Origin of the sequence: Nonomuraea sp. NPDC049758, assembly GCF_040674635.1 — a bacterium.
Classification (GTDB): Bacteria; Actinomycetota; Actinomycetes; order Streptosporangiales; family Streptosporangiaceae; genus Nonomuraea.
Genome location: NZ_JBFAMZ010000040.1, coordinates 26,397 through 49,736 on the forward strand (window position 1 = coordinate 26,397; position 23,340 = coordinate 49,736).

21 protein-coding genes are annotated in these 23,340 nt (G+C 72.7%); 8 read left to right on the top strand and 13 right to left on the bottom strand.

The window, feature by feature from the left end:
- The first annotated feature begins 16 nt into the window (after window positions 1–16).
- Window positions 17–2,599, top strand: coding sequence for a glycoside hydrolase family 2 protein (locus tag AB0J46_RS49635; RefSeq protein ID WP_364343727.1), 2,583 nt, complete (start codon window positions 17–19; stop codon window positions 2,597–2,599).
- Window positions 2,600–2,675: 76 nt separating this feature from the next.
- On the opposite strand, the gene AB0J46_RS49640 is transcribed toward AB0J46_RS49635, so the two are convergent.
- From AB0J46_RS49640 to AB0J46_RS49650, 3 genes are all read right to left on the bottom strand, one after another.
- On the bottom strand, window positions 2,676–3,623 hold the full coding sequence (locus AB0J46_RS49640) for a carbohydrate kinase (protein ID WP_364343730.1): 948 nt from the start codon (window positions 3,621–3,623) through the stop codon (window positions 2,676–2,678).
- A 144-nt stretch (window positions 3,624–3,767) separates the two neighbouring features.
- Window positions 3,768–4,343, bottom strand: coding sequence for an SRPBCC family protein (locus tag AB0J46_RS49645; RefSeq protein ID WP_364343733.1), 576 nt, complete (start codon window positions 4,341–4,343; stop codon window positions 3,768–3,770).
- Window positions 4,340–4,654, bottom strand: a complete 315-nt coding sequence (locus tag AB0J46_RS49650) for a metalloregulator ArsR/SmtB family transcription factor (protein WP_358286085.1) — start codon at window positions 4,652–4,654, stop codon at window positions 4,340–4,342. The genes AB0J46_RS49645 and AB0J46_RS49650 overlap by 4 nt, the downstream gene beginning before the upstream one ends.
- A gap of 287 nt (window positions 4,655–4,941) precedes the next feature.
- Between AB0J46_RS49650 and AB0J46_RS49655 the strand changes: the two genes are divergently transcribed.
- Complete coding sequence (locus AB0J46_RS49655) at window positions 4,942–5,664, top strand: hypothetical protein (RefSeq protein ID WP_364343736.1); 723 nt, start codon at window positions 4,942–4,944, stop codon at window positions 5,662–5,664.
- Between the two features lie 320 nt (window positions 5,665–5,984).
- Here the strand turns inward: AB0J46_RS49655 and AB0J46_RS49660 are convergent, their stop codons facing one another.
- Window positions 5,985–6,797, bottom strand: a complete 813-nt coding sequence (locus AB0J46_RS49660) for an SDR family oxidoreductase (protein WP_364343739.1) — start codon at window positions 6,795–6,797, stop codon at window positions 5,985–5,987.
- Between the two features lie 170 nt (window positions 6,798–6,967).
- Between AB0J46_RS49660 and AB0J46_RS49665 the strand changes: the two genes are divergently transcribed.
- On the top strand, window positions 6,968–7,447 hold the full coding sequence (locus AB0J46_RS49665) for a helix-turn-helix domain-containing protein (RefSeq protein WP_364343742.1): 480 nt from the start codon (window positions 6,968–6,970) through the stop codon (window positions 7,445–7,447).
- Between the two features lie 29 nt (window positions 7,448–7,476).
- Window positions 7,477–8,283 carry a GNAT family N-acetyltransferase gene (locus AB0J46_RS49670; RefSeq protein ID WP_364343745.1) on the top strand — a complete coding sequence of 269 codons (807 nt, stop codon included), beginning with the start codon at window positions 7,477–7,479 and terminating at the stop codon, window positions 8,281–8,283.
- 132 nt (window positions 8,284–8,415) lie between these two features.
- Here the strand turns inward: AB0J46_RS49670 and AB0J46_RS49675 are convergent, their stop codons facing one another.
- Window positions 8,416–9,822, bottom strand: coding sequence for a PLP-dependent aminotransferase family protein (locus AB0J46_RS49675; RefSeq protein ID WP_364343748.1), 1,407 nt, complete (start codon window positions 9,820–9,822; stop codon window positions 8,416–8,418).
- Between the two features lie 69 nt (window positions 9,823–9,891).
- On the opposite strand from AB0J46_RS49675, the gene AB0J46_RS49680 reads away from it, so the two are divergent.
- The gene (locus tag AB0J46_RS49680) at window positions 9,892–10,344 is read left to right on the top strand and encodes a carboxymuconolactone decarboxylase family protein (RefSeq protein WP_364343751.1); all 453 of its coding nucleotides are present in this window, start codon (window positions 9,892–9,894) and stop codon (window positions 10,342–10,344) included.
- A gap of 87 nt (window positions 10,345–10,431) precedes the next feature.
- On the top strand, window positions 10,432–11,628 hold the full coding sequence (locus AB0J46_RS49685; protein WP_364343754.1) for an MFS transporter: 1,197 nt from the start codon (window positions 10,432–10,434) through the stop codon (window positions 11,626–11,628).
- Window positions 11,629–11,973: 345 nt separating this feature from the next.
- Here AB0J46_RS49685 and AB0J46_RS49690 read toward each other — a convergent pair whose 3' ends face one another.
- A complete protein-coding gene (locus tag AB0J46_RS49690; protein ID WP_364343757.1) occupies window positions 11,974–12,798 on the bottom strand; it encodes a PIG-L family deacetylase in 825 nt (274 codons plus the stop codon).
- A 92-nt stretch (window positions 12,799–12,890) separates the two neighbouring features.
- Entirely contained in the window at window positions 12,891–14,282 is a 1,392-nt protein-coding gene (locus tag AB0J46_RS49695; protein WP_364343760.1) for a tetratricopeptide repeat protein, read from the bottom strand.
- A 150-nt stretch (window positions 14,283–14,432) separates the two neighbouring features.
- On the opposite strand from AB0J46_RS49695, the gene AB0J46_RS49700 reads away from it, so the two are divergent.
- Complete coding sequence (locus AB0J46_RS49700; RefSeq protein ID WP_364343763.1) at window positions 14,433–15,662, top strand: cytochrome P450; 1,230 nt, start codon at window positions 14,433–14,435, stop codon at window positions 15,660–15,662.
- Here the strand turns inward: AB0J46_RS49700 and AB0J46_RS49705 are convergent.
- From AB0J46_RS49705 to AB0J46_RS49730, 6 genes are read right to left on the bottom strand one after another with little or no spacing between them, the layout of a single operon-like run.
- Complete coding sequence (locus tag AB0J46_RS49705) at window positions 15,637–16,134, bottom strand: MarR family winged helix-turn-helix transcriptional regulator (RefSeq protein WP_352327198.1); 498 nt, start codon at window positions 16,132–16,134, stop codon at window positions 15,637–15,639. The genes AB0J46_RS49700 and AB0J46_RS49705 overlap by 26 nt on opposite strands.
- A gap of 45 nt (window positions 16,135–16,179) precedes the next feature.
- Window positions 16,180–17,748 (bottom strand): amidohydrolase family protein, encoded by a 1,569-nt coding sequence (locus AB0J46_RS49710; protein WP_364343766.1) that lies wholly within the window; start codon window positions 17,746–17,748, stop codon window positions 16,180–16,182.
- Window positions 17,745–18,428 carry an ABC transporter ATP-binding protein gene (locus AB0J46_RS49715; protein WP_364343769.1) on the bottom strand — a complete coding sequence of 228 codons (684 nt, stop codon included), beginning with the start codon at window positions 18,426–18,428 and terminating at the stop codon, window positions 17,745–17,747. Before AB0J46_RS49715 ends, AB0J46_RS49710 begins: the two co-directional genes overlap by 4 nt.
- Window positions 18,429–18,451: 23 nt before the next feature.
- Entirely contained in the window at window positions 18,452–20,200 is a 1,749-nt protein-coding gene (locus AB0J46_RS49720; protein ID WP_364343772.1) for an ATP-binding cassette domain-containing protein, read from the bottom strand.
- Entirely contained in the window at window positions 20,187–21,044 is an 858-nt protein-coding gene (locus AB0J46_RS49725) for a branched-chain amino acid ABC transporter permease (RefSeq protein ID WP_352327194.1), read from the bottom strand. Before AB0J46_RS49725 ends, AB0J46_RS49720 begins: the two co-directional genes overlap by 14 nt.
- Window positions 21,044–22,237, bottom strand: a complete 1,194-nt coding sequence (locus tag AB0J46_RS49730; protein WP_364343775.1) for an ABC transporter substrate-binding protein — start codon at window positions 22,235–22,237, stop codon at window positions 21,044–21,046. The genes AB0J46_RS49725 and AB0J46_RS49730 overlap by 1 nt, the downstream gene beginning before the upstream one ends.
- 96 nt (window positions 22,238–22,333) lie before the next feature.
- On the opposite strand from AB0J46_RS49730, the gene AB0J46_RS49735 reads away from it, so the two are divergent.
- The gene (locus AB0J46_RS49735; RefSeq protein WP_364343778.1) at window positions 22,334–23,269 is read left to right on the top strand and encodes a TIGR03619 family F420-dependent LLM class oxidoreductase; all 936 of its coding nucleotides are present in this window, start codon (window positions 22,334–22,336) and stop codon (window positions 23,267–23,269) included.
- The last annotated feature ends 71 nt before the right edge of the window (window positions 23,270–23,340 follow it).

The following is a 23,340-nucleotide window of genomic DNA, read 5'->3' on the forward strand; positions in this document are numbered from 1 at the left end:
CCCTCAGGAGCTGCGCATGTCACGATCGATCAGATGCGTCCTGGCCGTGCTCGTCCTGCTGCTCGCCTCGGGGGTGGTGAGCGCCGGCAGCGCCGTCGCGGCGGCCGGTTCGACCGAGCTGGCCTCGGGCTGGGCGCTGCGCCCGGCCACCGGCCTCGCCGACACCGGCGCGGTGATCTCCACGCCCGGGTACGCCACCACCGGCTGGCACCCGGTCACCCTGCCCTCGACCGTCCTGGCCGGGCTGGTCGCGAACGGTGTCTACCAGGACGTCTACTTCGGCCAGAACCTCAAGAACGTGCCCGACCTGACCACCCAGGACTGGTGGTTCCGCGGCGAGTTCACCGCCCCGGCCACGGCCCCCGGCCAGGTGTACTGGCTGCGTTTCAAGGGCCTCAGCTACCGCGCCCAGATCTGGCTGAACGGCGTGCAGCTCGACGCCGCGGCCGTGGGCACGTTCGTCGGCCACGAGTACGACGCCACCGCCGCGATCCGGCCCGGCGCGGTCAACGCGCTGGCCGTCAAGGTCACCCCGCCGCGCCACGACTGCAAGGACCTGTCCACCTGCACGGTCGACTGGAACCCCGAGGCCCCCGACATGAACGCGGGCATCTGGAACACGACCCTGCTGGACACCACGGGCCCGGTGGCCCTGCGCGACCCGTACGTGCGGACCACCCTGTCCGGCGCCGCCGCCGACCTGACCGTCTACGTGGACGCCGTCAACGCGACGAACGCCCCCGTCACCACCACGGTCAGCGGCACGATCACCAAGGCGGGCCGGCCCGACCTCACCTTCTCCCAGGCCGTCACGCTGGCCGCCCGCGAGCGCAAGGAGGTCGCCTTCGCGCCCCTGCACGTGAGCGATCCGGTGTTGTGGTGGCCGTACCAGTTCGGCAGTCCCGAGCTGTACCGCCTGACGGTCAGTGCGGGCGCCTCCGACAGCAAGACCATCGACTTCGGCATCCGCCAGGTCACCGACTACCGCACCACCGTCAACGGCACCTCGTTCGCCGGATACAAGATCAACGGCCGGCCGATCCTGCTGCGCGGCGGCGGGTACGTGTGGGACCTGATGCAGCGCTGGGACACCAGGACGAACGCCGCCCACATCGCCTACGCCAAGGACATGGGCCTGAACACCATCAGGCTGGAGGGCACCCTCGGCAACGAGGAACTGTACGACATGGCCGACAAAGCAGGCATCCTGGTCATGCCGGGCTTCGTCTGCTGCAGCGCCTGGGAGGACGACAGCGCCTGGACCGCCGAACAGGAACAGGTCGCCCGCGCCTCGCTGGACAGCCAGCTCCGCTCACTGCGCCACCACGCCTCGGTGTTCCTGTGGACCTACGGCAGCGACCAGCCGCCGACGGCCGGGCACCTGGCCGCCTACAAGAGCGTGGCCACCGCCCTGCACTGGCAGAACCCCACCCTGGACAACGTCGCCACCTGGTCCAACGCCGACGCCGGCATGAAGATGGACGGCCCGTACGTGTGGGAGCCGCCGGTCCTGTGGTGGGACGAGAGCCGGAGCGGCGGCGCGTACGGCAGCACGGGGGAGGAGGGCACCGAGTCGCCGCCGCCCCTGGAGACGCTGCAACGCTTCCTCGCGCCCGCCGACGTCTGGCCCATCGGGACGGCGTACAACTACCACGCCGGCAAGCCGGGCAGCGTGTTCGACACCACCGCCCCCTACAGCACCGGCCTGGCCAAGCGCTACGGCACGCCCGCCTCCGCCGCCGACCAGTCCCGCAAGTCCGAGGCGCAGAACTACGAGAACGCCCGCGCCTTCTTCGAGGCGTGGAGCGCCAGGCAGCACGTGCGCTCGTTCGGCTCGATCTTCTGGATGCTGAACAACGCCTGGCCGTCGGTCCACTGGAACCTCTACGACTACTACCTCAAGCCCGGCGGCGGCTACTTCGGCACCAAGAAGGCCACCGAACCCGTGCACATCGCCTACGACTACCTGACCCGGGCCGTCCACGTGGTCAACTCGACCCTCACCACGCGGTCCGGGCTGACCGCCACGGTCTCCGTGCACAACCTGCCGGACCTGGCCCAGCAGTACACCGCCTCGGCCCCCGTCACCGCCACGGCCAACGCCGGCGTCCAGGTGCTGACGATCCCGGCGCTGACCGGGCTGTCGCGGACGTACCTGATCAGGCTCCAGCTCAAGGACGCCGCCGGCGCGAAGGTCAGCGACAACGTCTACTGGTACTCCACCGCGCCCGACACACTCGGCAACAAGAGCAACTGGTACCGCACCACGCCGAAGACCTACGCCGACCTCACCGGCCTGAACGCCCTGCCCGCCGCCGACGTCGCCGCCACCGGCGTCCGCGCCGCCTCGGCCGGGACCGAGACCGTCACGATCACCCTGCGCAACCCGTCCGGCCTGGCCTTCCTCGTACGTCCGGAGGTGGTCGCGGACGGGCGCGAGGTCGTCCCGGTGACCTACACCGACAACTACGTCACGCTGTGGCCGGGGGAGACCACGACCATCACGGCCACGTACCGCACGAGCGACCTCGGCGGCCGGCAGCCGGCGCTCCGCGTGCGCGGCTACAACGTCCCCACCACGACCGTCCCCCTCACCTGACCTGCCTTCTGGACCACGAGGTCCGCCGCCTCGGGCGGGGTCCCGGTTGCTTGCCGGGGTCCCGTGCGGGCGGCGGTCAGGGGGTTGCCAGCGCGTCGGCCCAGGGCGGGTTCGCGCCCGCCACCGAGCACGTCAGCGCCGACACCCGGGCCGCGAACGACGCGGCGGCCACGGCGGTGTCCAGGTCGAGGCCGTCGAGCCGGCCGCCGAGCAGGCCACGCGCGCCCAGGTCGTGCAGGAGCCCGGCGGTGAAGGAGTCGCCGGCGCCGACCGTGTCCACGACGACGACCTCCGGCGCCCGCACCTCCGCCCGTTCGCCGTCGAGGGACACCAGCGCGCCCGCCGCCCCGCGGGTCACCACGACGAGCCGGGCCCCGGCGGCGTGCCAGGTGTCGCAGGCCCGTTCCACCGGCACGCCGGGCATCAGGAAGCGCAGGTCGTCCTCGCTGAGCTTGAGCAGGTCGGCCCACCGGCACCAGCGCTCGACCCGGTAGTCCTCGCGGGCGGCGAGAGTGGGCCGCACGTTGGGATCGACCGAGACCGTGGCCCGCGCGGCGGCCGCGCGGGCGAACTCCTCGACCGCCGCCCGGCCCGGCTCCCTGACCAGCGCCAGCGACCCGGTGTGCAGGCAGGCGGCCGGTCCGAGCCGGGCCGGGGTCAGCTCGTCCCGGCTCCACTGCCAGTCGGCGGTGCCGCCCGCGTAGAAGGTGTAGGCGGCCTGGCCGCCGCCGTCGAGCGCGGCGACCGAGAGCGTGCTAGGCTCCGCGGCCTCGACGGCCGCCGACAGGTCCACGCCCGAGGACGCCAGACGTTCACGGAACAGCGCGCCGAACACGTCGCCGGAGATGCGTCCGAGGAAGCGGGCCGGCGTGCCGAGCCTGGCCAGCGCCACCGCCGTGTTGGCCGGGCCGCCGCCCGGCAGCACCCGCAACCCGAGCTCGCCGCCCTGCCCTGCGTCGCCCCCCGCGTCGCCTGGCGCGGTGGTGAAGCCGTCGGCGACGCACTCGCCCAGAACAGCGATCATCGAGCCTGCCTTCCTGGCGCGCGCCGCCGATGCCGTACGCCCCGGGCGGCATCGACGTCTCCGGATGGGAGCTCATCATCGCAGCCCGGCCGCCTTCCCCGCCCCTGTCGGCTCCGGGGCGGCGTCCGGCGTGGTGCGGGCCCGTCAGGAGCTTTGGTCGCCGTCCTTCAGGTGGCCGGGCAGGCCGGTGTTCGGGACGTCGAGCTGCCGGGCGTACCGGTCGTTCAGCTCCGACCAGCCGAAGCCGACCGCCGCCGCACCCCGGATCGGCGGGATCGGCCGCCCTTCGAGCAGCCTGTCGGCCACGTCGAGGCAGAGGTGCCATCCGGCCGCCACCTTCGGCAGCAGGTCACGGTCCAGGACGGTGTGCCGCAGCGTCAGACGCGTGCCGCCGCCGGTCGCCGCCAGCTCCCACCGCAGCAGGTCGGTGCCGAACGTGTACTCCAGCAGCGTCTGCGGCTGGACGCGGACGACCTCGGCCACCAGGTCCTGAGGCTTCTCGTCGTCGATCATCGTGAGGGTCACGTCACCGGCCTCGGAAAGATCACGGTCGGCGGTGTACGGCGCCCACGCCGCGAGCTGTCCGGGCTCGGTCAGCGCCCGCCACACCTTCTCCGGCGGATGCCGCAGGTCGCGGACGAAGACGAGGGTCCAGCGTCCTTCCGTCACCTCGCTGCCGACGTGGGCCGGCGGGCTCGGGCGGTACGCGTCTGGGGTCATGGCTGCTCCAGGTTGTCGAGATGGCGCTCAAGGGCGTCGAGATGCGTGTCCCACAGGGCCCGGTACGGCTGAAGCCAGTCGTCCAGCGCCTGGAAGGGGCCGGCGTGCAGGCGGTAGATCCGTCGCTGCGCCTCGGTGCGGCAGGTGACGAACCCGGCCTCCCTGAGCACCTTCAGCTGCTTGGACACCGTCGGCTGGCTGACATCGAGCGCCTCGACCAGCTCGTTCACACTGCTCTCGGCCATTCGGAGCCGATCGAGGATCCGACGCCGGGTCGGCTCGGAGAGCACGGAGAACGCGTCGACGGACATGCCTTCATATTCCCTTTCGGGTATATGCCTGTCAAGGAATACACGCCGCATTCCCTTCCGGCGGGCCCTTCGGCGGGCCGCGAAACTCCCCTCGGCTCGGTCGCTCGCCGGCGTCCGGGTCGGCGAGGGGCGGGGTCGTTCGGGACCTGTCTTGGTGGCTGCGGGGGCCGGGATTCCGGTCGGGCGTGTGGTTTTTTCGTGTCCGTCCGAGGGCTCGCTAATGTTACCTCTTCGTGATGTGCAGCGCTGGCGAACGATTTGTCCCGAGAGGGGGTCTATAGAGGAGATTGCCTGCCCGACTTTTCGTTTTTATCGGGAAAATTGGTGCAGCGCTGTCCGATCATTCTTGTGGTTACGATTCCTTCGTCCAGTCGTTCTGCGGAGCGGAGGGGAAGAAGGGCGCCATCGATTCCCACGATTTGGCCGAACTCGAAAAGCGCCGAAACGACCCCGACTTCGCCGTGGCGTTCGCCGCCGTGATGCCGCCGCGCCAGCTCAAGAGCCTTCTGGCCGGTCTGCGCCGCGCGCATGCCATCCAGTCCACCAGCCTCGACAGACTGGCCAGGGCGCTGAGCACGCTTCTCGGCACCGCTTCGCGCGCACCCGGCGCGGCCAGGATCTCGACCCCTTACGTGCACCGTCTGCTCGAAAACCTCGACGACCCGGAAACCGGTTTCGCGCTCGGGCAATTGTTGCGATGCGGCTGTTTCGCCGACGTGTTCCTGCGTGACCTCGCCTTCAAGGTCTACGACTACGAACGCAGCCAGCCTCCCGCGTCTCCGTACTGGCGGAACCTCCGTCCGGACTCACGGCCGATGTGTGCCATTCCCCTGGACGAACGGGACCCCATGGCGGCCGTCATGGCCGCCCTGTCCAACCACCCCCGGGCCGCCCGCGAATTCCTGACGGACGAGCGGCGGGACCCGCTGGAATATCTCCTCTACGAGCGCTTCTGGCCCGGAAGCACCGAGGCGTACCTCGACCAGGCAATCGACATAGCGGGCCTCTGACAACCCCTCTCGATCGTGGAGCAGGAAGTGGGCTCGGCGGCCAGCATGGTCCAGGCCCATCGCCAGGTTCTTGATCGCCTGGGCGCCCAGCGTGCGGTGGTGCCGAGTGGCGGTGGCGCGCTGTCGCCACCCGCTTCGACACGCTGGCCAATGGGCGCGGCGTGCGCCCCCAGGTGGCCTTCCACTCGATGTTGCGGTGACGGCCTCCGTCTCGGGGCCGGCGATCGCGCCGAGTTCGCCTCGCCGGTCCTGTGAGAGCGAGCCCCGTCCGCGCCCTCACTGCCCCCGCCCCCCCGGCGAACGTTTTGGCGAATCTGAACTCAGTCGACGATCGCGCCGCTGGTCAGGTTGGCGATCGTCCCGGTCATGGCCCCCGCTCGATCCGACGCCAGGAACGCGGCCGTCTCCGCGATCTCGGAGAGCGTCGGCAGCCTCTTGAGCAGCGTCCCCTGGGCCATCGCCCCGCCGTCGAGCATCTCCTCGACCGACTGTCCGGCCGCTGCCGCCGCCTGCTCGAAGAGCTCCTTGGTGTAGGAACCGGCGGCCGGCGCGTCGACGACGGCGTGCGGACGGATACCGATCACCCGGACATTGCTCGGTGCCAGCTCCGCGGCCAGAACCCGGGAGAACGCCTCCTTGCCGGCCGCGCTCACGGCGTGCCCCAAGATGCCGCCGACGGCCAGCTTGGCACCCGGCTCCGACAGCGTCAGGATCACACCGGGACGCTCGCCCCCCATGTGCCGGGCCACAGCCTTGCTGGTGATGAACAGCGTCCGCAGGAAGCCGTCGATCGGCCGCATGAACTCCTCCAGCGACAGATCCGCCAGCAAAGTCCCCTGGTCGTGCTGGACACTCACGGCGTTCACGGCGATGTCGATGCCGCCGGCCGTCGCCGCGACCGCGGCGGCGTGCTTGTCGACCGCCTCCTGGTCGAGCACGTCGACCCGCGCCGTCTCGACCTTTCCGCCCACGGCGGCGATGTCACGTGCCACGGCGTCGAGCCTCGCCTGCGTCCGCCCGGCGAGGAAGACCCGCGCGCCTTCCCTGGCGAAAACCCGTGCGATGGCGCCGCCGATCGCGCCGCCGCCTCCGTAGAGCACGGCGTTCTTGTCCTTGAGCAGCAATCCGCTCATCGGTGACCTCCACATGATCTTTGTTCCGGACGGGCAGGCGGGCTCGCTGGTCACGCCGTGGTCGCGGCCATGGAGCCGTCCGCCATTCGAGAGCGTACTTGCGTGATGCAAGCGACATTAGAGGGGTAGTCTTGCATCACGCAAGTGCTCCTCTCGGAGGTGGGGTCGCCATGCTCGGCAAGACCTACGACACGCAGGTGTGCTCGGCCGCCAGGGCGCTGGAGGTCGTCGGCGAGCGATGGAGCCTGCTGATCGTGCGTGACGTGCTGTTCGCCGGAGCGACCCGGTTCGCCGACTTCCAGCGCCTGGGCATCGCGACCAACATCCTGGCCAAACGCCTGGACAGCCTGGTCGACGCGGGCGTACTCGAACGACGGTCGAGCAAGGACCAGCCCGACCGGGGCCGCTATGCCGCGACCGCGAAGGGGCTCGACCTGGCACCCGTGATCATCGCGCTGACGCAGTGGGGTGATCGATGGGCGGCACCCGACGGTCCGCCCATCCTGTATCGGCACACCGGTTGCGGCGGGCCCATCACCGAGCAGACCACCTGCGGCACCTGCGGCGAGGTCACCGACCTCGGGCAGATCCACGTCGTCCACGGTCCCGGCTTCCCCGAGGCCCTGATGGCCTCCCGGACCCCGCGGTGACACCCCGCTCCGGGAGATGAGGACTCAGCATGAATGATCACCCACTCGTTGAAGCCGACCTGCTGGACAGGATGGAACGGAACCTGGCGGAACACGCCTGTCACCTGCACCGGAGCATGACCGGCGCGACCGTCACGGAGACCGATGACCTCCTGGTCGCCGACAGCGGCCTGGACGACGACACCTTCAACATCGTCGCCGCGGCCCGCTTCACCGTCGCCGACGCCGCGGCCCGCATCAGCGAGACCGTTCGGACGTCGGCTCGCACCGGCCGCCGCTTCTCCTGGTGGGTGGGGCCCGCCTCGACACCGCCGGACCTCGGTGCCCGCCTGACGGCGGCCGGCCTGCCGGCGTCCGAACGCGAGACGGCGATGTGGGCCGAGCTGGACGAGGCCCTGCCGCCGCCTGCCGTCCGGGGGCTGGACATCCAGCGGGTCGCCACGCCCGGACAGCTCGCCGACTACGCCACGGTTCTGGCCGCGAACTGGGATCCGCCTGCCGACACCGTCCGCCGCTTCTTCGCCCGGGCCGCCCCGCGGGCACTGGCCGCGCACTGTCCGGCCCGGTATCTGGTCGGCTACGTGGACAGCCGCCCGGTCTGTTCCGCCGAAGTGTTCCATCACGCGGGGGTCGCCGGCATCTACAACATCTCCACCCTGGCCGCCCACCGCCGACGGGGCTACGGCGGCGCCATCACGCTCGCGGCACTCCGCACGGCCCGCGACCGAGCTCATCGCATCGCGGTCCTGCAGGCGTCAGCCGACGGCGAGCCCGTCTACCGCCGCCTGGGCTTCCGCCCCTGCGGCCACTTCACCGAACACCCCGTCAACCCCTGAACCCCGGGCGCTGGTTCACAGACTCTTATCAAGGGGCGGTCCCCGTGAGGCGGTCCGGTCGGGCCGGGCCCGCGGAGGCCCTGAGCGCGACCGGGCGACATGGCCTGGGAAGACCGCGCTACGGCCGGGTCGTCATCTGGGGCGGGCCTCATCGGTGTCACCGGGGGCCGGCAGGGCAAGGCACAGGGCGTCCAGCGCGGCGGCGAACGCGTGCTCAGCTGGTGTGCCGTACCCGGCGACCAGGCCGTCACGTGCCGGCATGGCGCTGTCCGGATGCCGGTAGGGGCCCAGGCCGTCGAGGGCGAGGCCGAGGCGGCGGGCGGCGCGCAGGGTGGCCTCCTCCGTGCCAGGGGGAAGGTCGAGCACGGCGTGCAGGCCCGCGGCGATGCCGCTGACGGTGATGTGCGGGGCGCGCTCGGCGAGCGTGGCCGTGAGCAGGCTCCGGCGGCGCCGGTAGATCGCGCGCATACGGCGCAGCTGGCGGTCGTAGGCGCCGCAGGCGATGAAGTCGGCCAGGGCGAGCTGGTCGGTGACGCTCGACCAGAACTCGCGCGAACCTTTGGCGGCGAGCACGTCGTCCACCAGCCGGGTGGGCAGCGCCATCCAGCCGAGCCGCAGCGATGGCGACAGGCTCTTGCTGGTCGAGCCGAAGTAGACGACGCGGTCGGGGTCGAGGCCCTGCACGGCGCCGACCGGTTCGCGGTCGTAACGGAGCTCGCCGTCGTAGTCGTCCTCCAGCACCAGGCCGCCCGTGGCGCGGGCCCAGTCGATGGCCGCGGCCCGCCGCCGGGGGTGCAGGGCGCCTCCGGTGGGGTACTGGTGCGCCGGCGTCAGCAGGACCGCTCGCACGTCCGTGGCGGGAAGGTCCTCGATCCGGGCGCCGTGGGCGTCCACGGTGAGCGGGACGGTCCTCAGCCCGGCCTCGGTCAGCAGGGAGCGGTGGAAGGCGAGCCCGTAGGCCTCGACGGCGACCGGGCCGCGCAGCACCTGGCACAGCAACCGCAACCCGTGCGCGTACCCCGAGCAGATCACGATGTGCTCCGCCGTGGTGCGTACGCCTCTGGTGCGAGCCAGGTAGTCCACCAGCGCCTGACGCACCTCGGGCCGGCCACGGGGGTCGCCGACGCCGAAGGCGTCGCTGGGCGCGGCGGTCAGCGCCCGCCGGGCCGACGTGGCCCAGGCCGAGCGGGGGAAGGCGGCGGCGTCGGGGGAACTGGGCGTCAGATCGTGGACGATCCGCGGGCGGGACGGACGCGCGGGAGCTCGCCGCAGGTCCGGCTCCACCGGCGCGGCGCGGTGCGCGACCTCGGTGCCCGAGCCCTGACGTGCGGTGAGCCAGCCCTCCTCGACGAGCTCGGCGTAGGCGGCGGCCACCGTGTTGCGGGCGATGCCCAGGTCCACGGCGAGGGCGCGGTAGGGCGGCAGCCGGATGCCGGGCGCCAGCCGTCCCGACCGGATGGCCTCGCGCAGGGCCCGCATCAGCCGTACGCGGGCACCGCCGTTGCCGGTGAGCTCCAGATGCAGGTCGCTGCCGCTCACGAATTGGCCCAGGAAAGAGTCATCGGAATGCACCATATCGTGGGCCGATCACGCTCCTAGCGTGGTGGCATGACGAACGTTGCCATTGCCGAACGGATGAACCTCTCGCGTGTCGCCCCCAAGGTCTTCAAGGCCGTGCTGGCCCTGGACGCCGTGGCTCGCGAGGGGCTGGACCCCGTGCTGATCGAGCTGGTGCAGATCCGCGCCTCGCAGATCAACCGGTGCGCGTACTGCATCGACTACCACACCGGCGACGCCCGCCGGGCGGGTGAGAGCGAGGCGCGGATCTACCAGCTCAGCGCCTGGCAGGAGGCCGGCCTCTACACCGCGAAGGAGCGCGCCGCGTTGGCGCTCGCGGAGGCGGTGACCCTGCTGCCGGGAGGAGTCGAGGACGAGGTGTACGACGAGGCCGCGCGGCACTTCGACGACAAGGAACTGGCCCAGCTCATCGCGCTGATCTTCACGGTCAACGCCTGGAACCGCATGAACGTGACCACGCGCAAGACCCCCGGCACCGAGTAAGCGCCCCGTGTCCCTGTTCCCGGGCGGTGGCCGCCTCGTCGCGGCCACCGCCCGCGCCTTGACCACACCCGGAGAGGCCCCTCACCCATGACCACCATCGACGCAAGCTCGCCGGACGCGGCCCAGGGCCCCGGCCCCTCACCGGTCCGGGGCTGGTCCGCGATCCTCGCCGTCACGCTGGGCATCTTCGCCCTGATGACGTCCGAACTGCTGCCCGTCGGACTGCTCACCCCCATCGGCACCACCCTCGACCTGTCCGAGGGCACCACCGCGCTCATGGTCACCGTGCCCGGGCTGGTCGCCGCCGTCGCGGCGCCGCTGGTCACCGTGGCCACCGCCCGGATCGACCGCCGCCTGGTGCTGGTCGTGCTGATCGGCATCGTGGGCGCGGCCAACCTCGCTTCCGCCTTCGCCACCAGCTTCGCCGTCGTCCTGCTGGCCCGTTTCCTGATCGGCATCAGTGTCGGCGGCTTCTGGTCCCTGGCCGGCGGCATCGCCCTGCGCCTGGTGCCCGAACGCCACGTGGCCCGCGCCACCGCGGTCGTCTTCGGTGGCGTCGAGACCGCCTCCGTGCTCGGCGTGCCCGCCGGCACCCTGACCGGTGACCTCGCCGGCTGGCGCACCGCGTTCGCCGCCGTCGGCGTGCTCGGCCTGATCTCGCTGGCCTGCATGGTCATCGTGATGCCGAAGGTGGCACCGCAGCGCACCCTGACGTTCGCGGACCTGCCGCGCGTGCTGCGCACCCACCGCGCCGTACGCACCGGCCTCGCCATGACCTTCCTGGCCGTCACCGGGCACTTCACCGCCTACACCTTCCTGCGGCCCATCCTCCACGACGACGGCGTCGCCGACGGCATGATCAGCGTGCTGCTGCTCGTCTTCGGCGTCGCCGGCATCTGCGGCAACTTCCTCGCCGGCGCCCTGGTCACCACGCGCCTGCGGCAGACCGTGTGCGGCATCGGCCTGCTGCTCACCGCCGCCATGGCCGCCGTCGCGATCGGCAGCCACGACGTCCGGTCCGCGGCTGCGATCCTGGTCGTCTGGGGACTGGCGTACGGCGCCGTCCCGGTCACCTTCCAGACCTGGATGCTCAACGCCGCCCCTACCGCCACCGAGGCCGCGTCCTCCCTGTACGTCTCGACGTTCAACCTGTCCATCGCCCTCGGCGCCTTCGTCGGCGGCCTGGCGGTCGATGCCGCCGGCCCGGTGAGTGTGCTGTGGATCGGCGGCGCCCTGGCCGTTCTGGTGCCGCCGCTCGTCACCGTCGCGGGCCGCCGGACATGACGACGGCCCGCACCGCCTCAAGGAATCCCCCTTGGGTCGCTCTGCGAACTGCTTGTCCTGCGGCGCACGGACGTCGTCGGATTGCATGATCGTCTTCGCGGCACTCGGCGACCGGGCCGCCCGTGCTGTCGGCCCGGATCAAACCGGGTGCTGCACCCGGGGACGGTCGTTGAGATGTCCGGCCGTGGTCGCACCGGACCACGGCTGGTCGCCCGTCATGCCGCACCACACAGGGAAGCCGGCCAGCCGAGGCCGAGGTCCAGGTGGACGAGCTTGCTGGTGCCGGACCGGGACCGCGACTCGGCGAAGATCCATCACCGCCGGACAGCCCGGCGGGAGGGAGGGTCAGGGGCGGAGGCCGGTGAAGAGGTCTTCCTCGTGGTCGGGGGCGTTGACCTTGTTCAGCTTGCGTTCGAAGGCCTCGTGGGAGAACGCCTGGTGCTGGGCCTCGTCGGGCATGCGGAGGAGGAAGATGTTCTCGCCCTGGCTCTCGTGGGCCTTGAGAGCCTTGAGCTTGCGCTCGACGTAGGGGGTGACGTCGACGACGGCGTCGACCCGCTCGTCGGGGGTGCCGAAGTCGTCGGACGGCTCGAAGCCGCCCAGGTCGACGCCGCTGTCGCGCATCAGCTCGAACATGCGCTTGATCGCCGCCCGGGGGATCGCCGTGTAGTAGAACTTGTCGGGGATGCCGGTCGCCTCGACGGCGGCCACCGTGATGCGGTGGGCCTGCACGTGGTCGGGGTGGCCGTAACCGCCGCCGCCGGTCTCGTCGTAGGTGACGACCACCTGCGGGCGGTAGCGCTCCATCAGCTCGCCCAGCCTGGCGGCGGCCACCTCGACCGGCACCTTGGCGAACGCGTCGGGGTGGTGGTTGGTGTCCCAGCCGTCCATGCCGGAGTCGCGGTAGCCGAGCAGCTCCAGGTGGTCGATGCCCAGGTGCGCGACGGACTCGCGCAGCTCGGCCAGCCGCCGCTCGGCCACCCTGACGGCGTCGTGACCGTCCTCGCCTGGTTTGACGCCGCCCGTGTCGTCACCCTGCTCGCCGTTGGTGCAGGTGACCAGCACGGTGCGGATGCCCTCGTCGGTGTAGCGGGCGAGGACGCCGCCGGTGCTCAGGCACTCGTCGTCGGGGTGGGCGTGGACGACCATCAAGGTGAGTTCCCGATCCATGAAGGGAACCCTACTCGGCGCGTGCGACACTTCCGGCCGCGCGTCCCGCGGCGACCGCGGCGCAGCGGCCGGGTGGGGGAACCGCCGGCGGGTCAGGCGCCGGCGATCAGCGTCGCGGCCTTCCGGCGGGCGACGGCGGCGGCCGCGCGGTCGCCCAGCCCGTCGGCCACCGCCGCCTGCTTGAGCCAGTTGAACGGGCTGCACGGCCGCACGCCGATCCGCTCGCTCACCAGCGCCCGCGCCAGCTCGTGCCGCCCGCCCCGCAGCGCCGCCTCCAGCAGCGTCTTCTGCACGGCGTCCCGCTGGGCGTGGCTGCCGCCGAACTCGCCGACCCGGTGCCTGATCGGGTGCAGCAGGTCGACCACCGCCGCGAAGTCGCCCCGCCCGTACGCCACCAGGGCCCGGCACACCGGCAACCCCACCCGCAGCGTCATCGCGACGTTGGTCACCTCCGGACGGCACTCCAGCGTGTACGCCTCCCGCGAGGCGATCAGCTTCTCCGCCTGCCCGATCCGCCCGGCCCCGACGTACGACATGACCGCGTGCACGTCGTTGAAGGCGTAGAACGGCTCGGCCACCAGCGGCGGCCACGCCTCGGCCAGGGCCTGCCAGCGTTCGTGCTGGTCGGAGCCCTCCAGCAGGAGCCGCCAGAGCAGCGCGGCGGCGTCCAGCAGCTCCATGGACGTGCGTCCGCCGGCCAGCGCCGCGTCGTGCACCTCCAGCGCCCGCCGGGTGTCGCCGCTCTCCAGGGCGTAGAGGGCGTAGTGCCACCAGGTGTGGACGTTGAAGAACGTGCCGGTGGACCAGTCGTCCAGGCGGGCGTCGAGGTAGCGCACGCCCTCGCCGAAGCGGCCCTGCATCTCGTAGGTGTGCACGACCGCGTGGATCGCCCACACGTCGCGCGGGTCGAGCTCGACGGCGCGCAGGCCGACCTGCTCCGAGCGGTCGTAGTGGCCGGCCTCCTCCAGGCCGAAGGCGTACATGCCGAGCAGGTGGCCGAAGTGCCGGTCGTCATCGTGCCAGGCGGTGAGCGCGCCGCCGATCCGGTCGCGCAGCGAGCGGGCGTCGCCGGTGAAGAAGTCGAGCTGGTGCCCGGCGGCCAGGGCCAGCGCGTCGCGCGGGTGGGCGACGGCGATCTCGGCGAGCAGCGCGCCGCAGGTGGTCAGGTCGCCGTCGAGCAGCGCCTGGACGGCCGCCACGTGCGCGCGCTCGCGCGGCAGCAGCGACGACTCGTCGGCCCGGCGGCGGAAGGACGCGAACCGGGCCCGCGCGGCACGGGCGCCGGCCGCCTCGGTGGTCAGCAGGTCGAGGTAGGCGGCCAGCACGTGGCCCATCGGGAATCCGGGGGAGTCGGCCAGCGCGGCGGCCGCCTCGGCGGCGACCTCGGCCCGGAAGTGCAGCAGCTCGTCGATCGCCTGGTCGTAGTGGCGGGCGGCGGCGGCGCTCGCGCCGGACATGGCCAGGCCGTGCTGGTCGGTGGTCACCCGGCCACTGTAACCGCGCGACCGTCGGCGGCTCAGGGCAACGGCGCGCCGGCCTCAGAGCTCATTCGCATCCGCACGACCCCACAAGCACCCTTGTCCGGATAAGTCGCCAGACGTAATGTTTGTGGCCAAACAAGGTGAAGGAGAGCCATGCGCCTGGCAGACGTCGACCTCGCCGACCCCGGCCGGTTCACCGACGGAGTGACCCCCTGGCGCATGTTCGACGTGCTGCGCGCGCAGTCGCCCGTCCACTGGCAGGACGAGCACGGGCACGGCAGAGGCTTCTGGGCGGTCACCAGGCACGCCGACATCGTGGCCGTCGGCCGCGACCCGGAGACGTTCACCTCCGAGGGCTTCACCAACCTGGAGGAGGTGGACGAGCGGCAGGCCGCGATCCGCCGTTCCCTGCTGGAGACCGACGGCCCCCGCCACCACGCGCTGCGGCGGCTGCTGCTGCGCGACTTCTCGGCCAGGGCGGTGGCCGGCTACGAGGTGTTCCTGCGCGGCCTGACCGCCACGACCCTGGACGCCGCCCTGCCCAAGGGCGAGTTCGACTTCGTCAAGGAGGTCGCCGCCGACTTCCCGATCAACGTGCTGGCCCGCATGCTCGACGTGCCCGACACCCAGCGGCTCATCGACTGGGGCAACCAGATCATCGAGAACACCGACCCGGAGCGGCTGCGCGAGAGCGAGGAGTTCAAGGACCTGCCCTTCCGCAGCCCGGCCTCCCTGGAGGTCTTCGAGTACGGCCGCGAGCTGGCCGCCCGCCGCCGCGGCGGCCACGGCACGGATCTGGTCAGCAGGCTCGTCAACCAGGAGCCCGTGGACGGACTGCCGCTGTCGGACCGGGACTTCGACAACTACTTCCTGCTGCTGGTCGTGGCCGGGAACGAGACCACCAGGCACGCCGTCTCGCACGCCATGCTCGCCCTCATGGAGCACCCTGCCCAGCTCGACCGGCTGCGCGCCGACCCGGCGCTGATGCCCCGGGCCGTGGACGAGTTCCTGCGCTGGGCCTCGCCCGTCTACCACTTCCGCCGCACCGCCACCCGCGACGTCACCCTGCACGGCCGCCGCGTCGCCGCCGGCGACAAGGTCGTCATGTGGTACGCCTCGGGCAACAGAGACGAGCGCGTCTTCCCCGCCCCGTACCGGTTCGACGTGGGCCGGGACGCCGACGAGCACCTGACGTTCGGCAGGGGCGGCCCGCACTACTGCCTCGGCGGCGCGCTGGCCAGGCTGGAGATCCGGGTGCTGTTCGAGGAGCTGCTGCCGCGCCTGTCGTCGATCGAGCTCGCCGGCGAGGTGCGAAGGATCCGCTCGAACTTCGTCAACGGCATCAAGGAGCTGCCGGTCAGATGCTCTCCAGGTGCTCCATGACGCGCCGGAGCGAGCCGGCCAGCTCGCGCCGCTGATCGCTGTCGAGCTCCTTGACCACGAACGCCTCCTGCCGGTTGAACTCCGGGAACAGCTCGCGCATCAGCCGCTCGCCGGTCGCGGTGAGCGCCAGCATGACCCGGCGGCCGTCCGTGGGATGCGGGAAGCGGCGCAGGTGACGGTAGGACTCCAAGGTCTTCACCACGCCCGTGAGCGTGCCCTTGGAGATGCCCGCCTCGGCGGCGACGTGGCGGGTCTCGCTCTCGCCCCAGATCCACACCACCCACATCACCACGAACCCCGTCCAGGTCAGGCCGGTGTCGCGCAGGACGGTCTGCTCCAGGTGGTTGCGGATGGCCGAGGATGCCCGGTAGACGTTCGACACCGCCCACATGGCCTCGAAGTCGATGTTGAGGTCGCCCAGCCGCTGGCCGATGGCCTCCTCGGTCTGGCGCAGCGTGTGGTGTCCCGTCATGGCACGAAAGTATATTCGGTACCTAACAATCTTCACGATCGCCACTCACGAACGGGACCAAACGACCCGGCCGCCGAACACCGTCAGGTCCACCGGAGCGGCCACGACGTCGTCGTCCGCCGTCGCCGCGCTGACGCACAGGTCGGCGACCTTGCCCCGGGTGAGCGTGCCCTTCCAGCCCTCGGCGAAGTCCTGCCGCGCTCCGGCGATCGTATAGGTGGCCAGGGCCTCGGCGAGCGAGACCCCCTCGCCGTCGCGGGCGACCAGCGCCGCCACGCCCGCCCGCCAGTCCGGCGCGGTCACCGGCGCGTCGGAGCTGCACGCGGTCAGCACGCCCGCGTCGATCGCCGAGCGGGCCGGCCACTCCTGCTCGGCCGCCCGCGCGCCGAACAGCTCGCGCGTGGTGCCCGACTCCACGCGCTGCAGCACCGGCTGGAGGTTGATCCCGTAGCCCAGCTCGCCGAGCGTGGCCAGCGCCTGCTTCGAGGCGAACTGGCCGTGGATCACGTAGTGGCGGGGGTCGGCCCGCGGGTGCTCGCGGGAGATGGCGGCCAGCGCGTCCACGACGGCGTCCACGCCCCGGCTGCCCACCACGTGCACGCCCGCCTGCAGGCCGGCCACGTGCACCAGGCGCAGGATCTCGTCCAGCTCGGCGACCCGCTCGGCGTCCGTGCCGCCGTGCGTGCACAGCGAGCCGTGCCCGCCCGACGGGTACGCCTCCCGCATCCAGGCCGTCTCCGACGGCGGGATCCCGTCGGCGAACACCTTCACGCCCAGCAGCCGGACCAGCCGCTCGTCCACGCCGTCCAGGTCGTCCGGCAGGCGGTCGAGGTAGGCGGCGGTGTCGGCGACCGAGGCGCCCGACATCGGGCTCGGCAGGCCCAGCACGCTCACCCGCGCGGTCAGCTCGCCGGCCCGGGCCAGCTCCGCGTACGCGCCCAGCACCCCCGGCCCCATGCCGCCCGCGAACGCCTCCCCGCCGCCCGGCCCGAGGCCAGGCTCGGTGAAGCTGGTGATCCCGGCCCGGTTCAGCTCGGCCACCACCTCGCGCAGCACCCGCGTCAGCCCGCCGGGCGGCGGCGGCACCAGGCGCTGGACGAGGCCCTGGTCCCCGTGGTGCAGCAGGCCGTCGCCGTCGTCGGGCAACCCGGCCAGCCGGAGCGCGGCGGAGTTCGCCCACGTCGTGTGGCCGGAGAAGTCCTGGAGGAGGACGGGATGGTGGGGGGCGACGTCGTCCAGGTCCGTCCTCGACGGAGACCGGCCCTCGGCCAGCCGACCGGGGTTCCAGCCGATCCCGCGCACCCACTCGCCGGACCCGGCGGCGCGTACCGCGGCGGCGACCCGCTCCCGCACCTCGGCGATCGACCCCACCGCCACGTCCACGCAGAACGGCGGGCGGGTCAGGCCGTAGCCGCAGGCGTGCAGGTGGGAGTCGTTGATCCCGGGCAGCAGGACGCGGCCCCGCAGGTCCACCACCTCGGCCGCACTCCAGCCGACGGCGTCGCCGACGTGCGCGATCACGCCGTCGCGCACCGCCACGCCGGTCGCGTACGGCCGCGCCGGGTCCATGGTCAGCACCCGCCCGTTGACCAGCAAAAGATCCGCGTTCGTCATGAATCATCTCCCAAATAGGCGCGCCTGAGCGCGGCATCCGACTCGCGCAGCGGCGCGGGGTCGCCGCCGTAGGTGATCGCGCCGTGGGCCAGCACGTACGCGCTGCCGGCCAAAGCCAGGGCCGCGTGCGCGAACTGCTCGACCAGCAGCACCGCGCAGCCCTCGTCGGCCAGTCGCCGGATCACCGGCAGCAGCCGGCGCACGACGCCCGGGGCCAGGCCGAGCGACATCTCGTCGAGCAGCAGCGCCGCGGGACCGGTCCCGATGGCCCTGGCCAGCACCAGCATCTGCTGCTCGCCGCCGGACAGCAGCCCGGCCCGCACGTCGAGCCGCCGCTCCAGCTCCGGGAACAGCTCCAGCGCGCGCCGGGGGTCGCCGGCCAGGGCCAGGTTCTCACGCGTGGTGAGCGTGGCGAACACGGCCCGGCCCTGCTCCACGTGCGCCAGGCCGTGCCGGGCCCGGTGGGTGCGCGGCCGGCCGGTCAGCGTGGTCCCGCCGAGGACGATCTCGCCCCCGGCGGCGGGCAGCACGCCCGAGACCGCTTCGAGCAGCGTGGTCTTGCCCGCGCCGTTCGGGCCGAGCAGGAGGGTGACCTGCCCGCGCGCGGCGGTCAGCGTCACGCCCCTGACCACCGGCTGGCCGCCCCTGGCCACGGTCACGTCGCGCAGCACGAGATCCATGGGGACGCCTCCCGTCCGCCCGCTCACGCGGCGGGCTCCTGACCCAGGTAGGCCCGCAGGACGCCGGGCTCGGCGAATACCTCGGCGGGCGGGCCCTGGGCGATGACGCGGCCGAAGTCCAGCACGGTCACGCCCGTGCACGCCGCCCTGACCAGGTCCAGGTCGTGCTCGATGAGCAGGACGGCGGCGCCGTACCGGGCGGGGACCCGCCGCAGCCAGGCGCCCAGCCGTTCGCTCTCGGCGTGCCCGAGACCGGCGGCGGGCTCGTCCAGCACCGCGACCGCGGGACGGGCCAGCAGCGTCCCGGCCACCTCCAGCAGCCGCCTGCTGCCCACGTCGAGCGCGGCGATCGGGTCGCCGGGCGCCGCCGCCACCAGCCCGGCCAGGCCCTCCGCCAGCTCGGCGTCGCTGAGGGCGCGGCGCGCGGCGAAGCGCAGGTACTCGCGCACCGACAGGCCCACCGGCACCCGGTCCTGCTGGAACGTGCGGCGCAACCCGGCCCTGGCGCGCCGGTGGACCGCCGTGCCGCCCCGGGCCCCGGCGACGGCCACGCCGCCGACCTCGACCAGGCCGCCGCCGGCGGGCACGAACCCGCTGATCGCGTCCACCAGGGACGACTTGCCCGCGCCGTTCGGGCCGACCAGCCCGTGCACCTCGCCGGCGAGCACGGTGAGGCCGACGCCGTCCACGGCCACGACCTGGCCGTACCGCACGCTGACGCCCTCGATCCGCAACGCCGGCGGCCGTCCGTCCGGGCCGGGCGCGGGGAGTTCGGGCGCCGCCGCCGCGGCGGGCACGTCCGGTGCGGCGCCGGACCCGCGTGAGCGGCGGGCACGGCGGGAGCGCAGGGCGGCGCGCAGGCCGTCGCTCATGCCCGAGCCCTGCGTCATCGCCTGCACCGCGCCCACCGCGAACACGACGTTCGCCCACTGCTGCGGCACGCCGAACCGCCGCAGCAACTCGCTCACCAGCATGCCCAGCGCCCCGCCGATGAGCGCGCCCTCCGCGTGGTGGGCCCCCGCCATCACGGCCACCGCGTAGGCGACCAGCGACTGCCCCGGGTCGAAGTTGCGCGAGACCACCATGGCGAGCTGCCCGGCCAGCAGCGCCCCCGACACGCCCGCGATGAAGGCGCTCACCGCGAAGGCGCTCAGCTTGGCCCCCGGCACGCTGGTGCCGGCCGCCGCCGTGGCCCGTTCGGACTCCTTGAGCGCCCGCCACGACGCCCCGAGCCGGGTCCGCCGCACCACCGCCAGCGCCACCGCCACCAGCGCGAAGACGCCGCAGCAGAACAGGAAGAACTGGCGGTCGGAGGTCAGCCCCGCCGGTCGGCCCACCACCACGCCCTGGCTCACGCCGGGGAAGGAGTTGGCGGCCATCACGACGTCCACGGTCGCGGCGAAGCCCAGCGTGACGATCGCCAGGTGCACGCCGCGCAGCCGCAGCGCCGGCAGGCCGATGAGCAGCCCGAACGGCACGGCGGCCAGGCCCGCCAGGGGCAGCCAGACGTACAGGCCGCCGGGGACGCCCCAGACGTTGAGCTGGGCGGTGGTCCAGGCGCCGATGGCGGCGAAGGCCATCTGGCACAGCGACACCATCCCGGCCTGCCCGGCCACCACGCCGAGGCTCTGCAGCAGCACCCCGGAGATGACCGCCGACATCGCCAGGAACACCCAGTACGCCGGCAGCCCGGCGGCCAGCCCGTAGGCTCCCGCCGCCATCAGGACGCCCGCGACCGCCCACCGCGGCACCGGCCGGTCAGCGGGACGCATCCCACACCTCCCGCCGCCGGCTCCACACCAGGATCAGCAGGATGGCCGCGAACGGCACCACGTCCCGGTACTGCTGCACCACCGCCGACCCCGCGAGCACCCCTTCGAGCAGCCCGAGCGCCAGGCCGCCGGCCAGCGCCCCGGCCAGCCGCCGCAGCCCGCCGAGCAGCGCCGCCGCGCAGGCGGGCACGATGAGCATGCTCAGCGACAGGATGTCGCTCGACCGCACGGGCGCCACCACCAGCAGCACCAGCGACGACAGCGCGCCGGCCAGGGCCCACACGGTCACGGTGAGCGCCCGGGTGCCGATGCCCAGCAGCTCCGTGGTCACCGGCCGCTCGGCCATGGCGCGCAGGCGCAGGCCCAGCGGCGTCCGGGTGAGCAGCAGCCAGGTGCCCGCGCCGATCACCACGGCCAGGGCGAGCAGCACGACCGCGCCCTGCGTCACCACCACCCCGGCCAGCGTGGCGACGCGGCCCGCGGCCGGGTTCGGCAGCACCCGCGGCTCGTCGCCGAAGGCGATGTAGGCCAGTGCGATGATCCCGATGAGCTGCGCGATCGACACCGCGGTACGGGTCTGCGGCCCGCTCTCGGCGAACCACCGCGTCATCACGAACCCGCACCCGGCCGACACCAGCGCCCCCGCCGCGACCCCGGCCAGGGCCGCCGCCCAGTACGGCCACCCCGTCCCGGCGAGCGCGGCCATCACGTACACCCCGGCCACGCCGGTCGCCGCGACGGCCAGGTTCACCGTCGCGGTCAGCCGGTACATGGCGGTGAGCAGGAGGCCGAGGGCGGCGAACGTGCCGCCCGCGGCCAGCCCCGAGACCAGGCCCTGGAACATCAGCCGAGCGTCCCCGGGTAGCGCACCCACTCGCGGGTGACCACGTGCCACGCGCCGCCCCTGAGCTGCACGATCTTGCCGGCCCGGTTGGAGAAGTGCCTGGCGGCCTGCCCGAACTCGTACGGGGTGCCGGTCATCGGGGTCTGGACGGGCTTGAGCGCCTGGAAGGCCGCCGTCACCGACTCCCGGGTGATCGGCCCCTTGATCGTCCTCAGCGTGTCCACGAAGTAGGTGGCCGCCAGGTAGCCGCCCTGCCCGAAGGAGGTCAGCGGCACGTTCTTCGAGGTCATGAGCGTGCGCCAGTCCTTCAGCGCGGGCGAGTCGGTCTCGGTGAACGGCTCGAACTCGGCGTTGGCGTACATGCCGTCTCCGTCGGCGCCCAGGGCCTTGGCGACGGCCTCGGTGTAGGGGGCGGTGGTCATCAGCCAGTCGATCCCGCTGAGGCCCTGCTGCTTGACGACCTTCATCCAGGAGATCGCCATCGGCTCGGTGCCGTTGTACAGGACCGCCTGGCAGCCCTCCCGCCGGGCGCGCAGCACGAACGGCGTCGGGTCGGAGTCCGGCTTGACCGTGCGGTCGTCCAGGGTGAGCTTCTTGCCGGTGAGCGCGGTCCAGCTCTTCACGGCCCCGCCGTAGGCGTCGTTGGTGTTGCCGAGGATGGCCAGGAACATGCAGACCTTGTCCCGTTTGAGCACCTCGGAGGCGTAGTAGAGGTTGATCGCCATGTTGAGGTACGGGCCGGTGTTCACCGGGGAGATCGCCGGGGACTCGAAGCACGTCGGGTCGACGCCGGTGCCCTGCACCGAGACGATCCGCGACTGCTGGTAGAAGGGGGCGTTCACGGCGCAGTCGAGCAGGCTGGCCGAGCCGACCAGCGCCACCACGCCCTGGTTGGTGACGACGTCCCGGGCGGCCTGGGCGGCGGCGGCCGGGTCGCCCTTGTCGTCGGCGCTGACGTACTCGATCTTGTGGCCGTTGACGCCGCCCTGCTCGTTGACCCGGTCGAAGACGGCCTTGGCGGCGGCCGAGGAGTCGGGGAAGGTGACCGCGCCGCTCAGCGAGCTGACGCCGCCCACCTTGATGACGTCGCCGGCGGCCCCGGACGAGGCGGCCGGCGGGTCGTCGGACAGGCCGCACCCGGCGGCCAGAAGCAGGGCGGCGAGCGGGACGGCGAGTGCCCTCATGGGGATCATGGGCGACCTCTCTGCGGATTTTGGAGGGATCGTAAGGTGCCAAACGATTGCGTTCAAGAGCTAGCTTGCTGAAGATCGTTCGGGTATGAATGCAAGATGAAGCAACCGCGCATGCAACTCGTGCTGTCCGAGAACTGGACGATGACCTCGGCCCGCGACCTGCCGGTGCTGGTCCAGTGGGCGCGTGAGGCCGAGGACGCCGGGTTCGACTCGGTCATGATCAGCGAACACCTGGTGCTCGGCCCCGACGCCGGCGCCCGGGGCCGCATGGCCAACCCCCGCGAGTACGCGCTGCCCGGCAACCAGGACCCGTTCACGCCGTGGCCGTACTCGCTGGGCCTGCTGGCGGCCGTCGCCTCGGTCACCACCCGGCTGCGCCTGGCCGCCGCCGCGGTGCTCGCTCCGCTGCGCCACCCGCTGGCACTGGCCCGCGAGCTCGGCACGCTCGACCTGCTGTCGCAGGGCCGGCTCGTCGTGCTGCCCACCGTGAGCTGGAGCCGCGACGAGTACGCCGCGCTCGGCGTGCCCTTCGAGCGGCGCGGCGAGCTCCTCGACGAGCACCTGGAGATCTGGGAGCTGCTCTGGCGGGACTCGCCGGTCACCTACCACGGCCGGCACTACCGGTTCGACGAGGTGTACTTCGAGCCGAAGGCGTACCGGGAGAGCGGGCCCGCGCTGTGGTTCGGCGGCGCGCGGATGAGCGGCCGGCTGCTGCGCCGGATGACCCGCTGGGGCAGCGGGTTCAACCCGCTCGGCTACCCGCCCGCCGAGGACATGAAGGCGCTGGCCGACGGCATGAAGGCGGCCGGCCGGGACATCGGCGAGCTGGAGCTGGCCGGCGGCACGCGGGCCGTCTTCCCCGACGCCGTCTCCTGCGCGCCGCTCGGTCCTGCCCTGGAGCACATCCCGGCCCGGATGGCCGAGGGGTACACCACGTTCTGCATCAAGCCGTCGCAGTTCATCGACGACCCGGACGGCGTGGGCGCCTTCTGCCGCGAGGTCATGCGCCGCGTGGGCGAGCTGACCGGCTGAGGACGTCGCGCGGCCGGCCCTCATCCGGCCGGGCGGCGGGTTGATGGGTGGGGGGGCACCCGGGCCACGGG

What these genes read in the sequence shown, in the direction of transcription:
- AB0J46_RS49635 (WP_364343727.1), top strand. Translation starts at nt 17, where the DNA reads ATGTCACGATCGATCAGATGCGTCCTGGCCGTGCTCGTCCTGCTGCTC.
- AB0J46_RS49640 (WP_364343730.1), bottom strand. Translation starts at nt 3,623, where the DNA reads ATGATCGCTGTTCTGGGCGAGTGCGTCGCCGACGGCTTCACCACCGCG.
- AB0J46_RS49645 (WP_364343733.1), bottom strand. Translation starts at nt 4,343, where the DNA reads ATGACCCCAGACGCGTACCGCCCGAGCCCGCCGGCCCACGTCGGCAGC.
- AB0J46_RS49650 (WP_358286085.1), bottom strand. Translation starts at nt 4,654, where the DNA reads ATGTCCGTCGACGCGTTCTCCGTGCTCTCCGAGCCGACCCGGCGTCGG.
- AB0J46_RS49660 (WP_364343739.1), bottom strand. Translation starts at nt 6,797, where the DNA reads ATGAGCGGATTGCTGCTCAAGGACAAGAACGCCGTGCTCTACGGAGGC.
- AB0J46_RS49665 (WP_364343742.1), top strand. Translation starts at nt 6,968, where the DNA reads ATGCTCGGCAAGACCTACGACACGCAGGTGTGCTCGGCCGCCAGGGCG.
- AB0J46_RS49670 (WP_364343745.1), top strand. Translation starts at nt 7,477, where the DNA reads ATGAATGATCACCCACTCGTTGAAGCCGACCTGCTGGACAGGATGGAA.
- AB0J46_RS49680 (WP_364343751.1), top strand. Translation starts at nt 9,892, where the DNA reads ATGACGAACGTTGCCATTGCCGAACGGATGAACCTCTCGCGTGTCGCC.
- AB0J46_RS49685 (WP_364343754.1), top strand. Translation starts at nt 10,432, where the DNA reads ATGACCACCATCGACGCAAGCTCGCCGGACGCGGCCCAGGGCCCCGGC.
- AB0J46_RS49690 (WP_364343757.1), bottom strand. Translation starts at nt 12,798, where the DNA reads ATGGATCGGGAACTCACCTTGATGGTCGTCCACGCCCACCCCGACGAC.
- AB0J46_RS49700 (WP_364343763.1), top strand. Translation starts at nt 14,433, where the DNA reads ATGCGCCTGGCAGACGTCGACCTCGCCGACCCCGGCCGGTTCACCGAC.
- AB0J46_RS49705 (WP_352327198.1), bottom strand. Translation starts at nt 16,134, where the DNA reads ATGACGGGACACCACACGCTGCGCCAGACCGAGGAGGCCATCGGCCAG.
- AB0J46_RS49710 (WP_364343766.1), bottom strand. Translation starts at nt 17,748, where the DNA reads ATGACGAACGCGGATCTTTTGCTGGTCAACGGGCGGGTGCTGACCATG.
- AB0J46_RS49715 (WP_364343769.1), bottom strand. Translation starts at nt 18,428, where the DNA reads ATGGATCTCGTGCTGCGCGACGTGACCGTGGCCAGGGGCGGCCAGCCG.
- AB0J46_RS49720 (WP_364343772.1), bottom strand. Translation starts at nt 20,200, where the DNA reads ATGCGTCCCGCTGACCGGCCGGTGCCGCGGTGGGCGGTCGCGGGCGTC.
- AB0J46_RS49725 (WP_352327194.1), bottom strand. Translation starts at nt 21,044, where the DNA reads ATGTTCCAGGGCCTGGTCTCGGGGCTGGCCGCGGGCGGCACGTTCGCC.
- AB0J46_RS49730 (WP_364343775.1), bottom strand. Translation starts at nt 22,237, where the DNA reads ATGATCCCCATGAGGGCACTCGCCGTCCCGCTCGCCGCCCTGCTTCTG.
- AB0J46_RS49735 (WP_364343778.1), top strand. Translation starts at nt 22,334, where the DNA reads ATGAAGCAACCGCGCATGCAACTCGTGCTGTCCGAGAACTGGACGATG.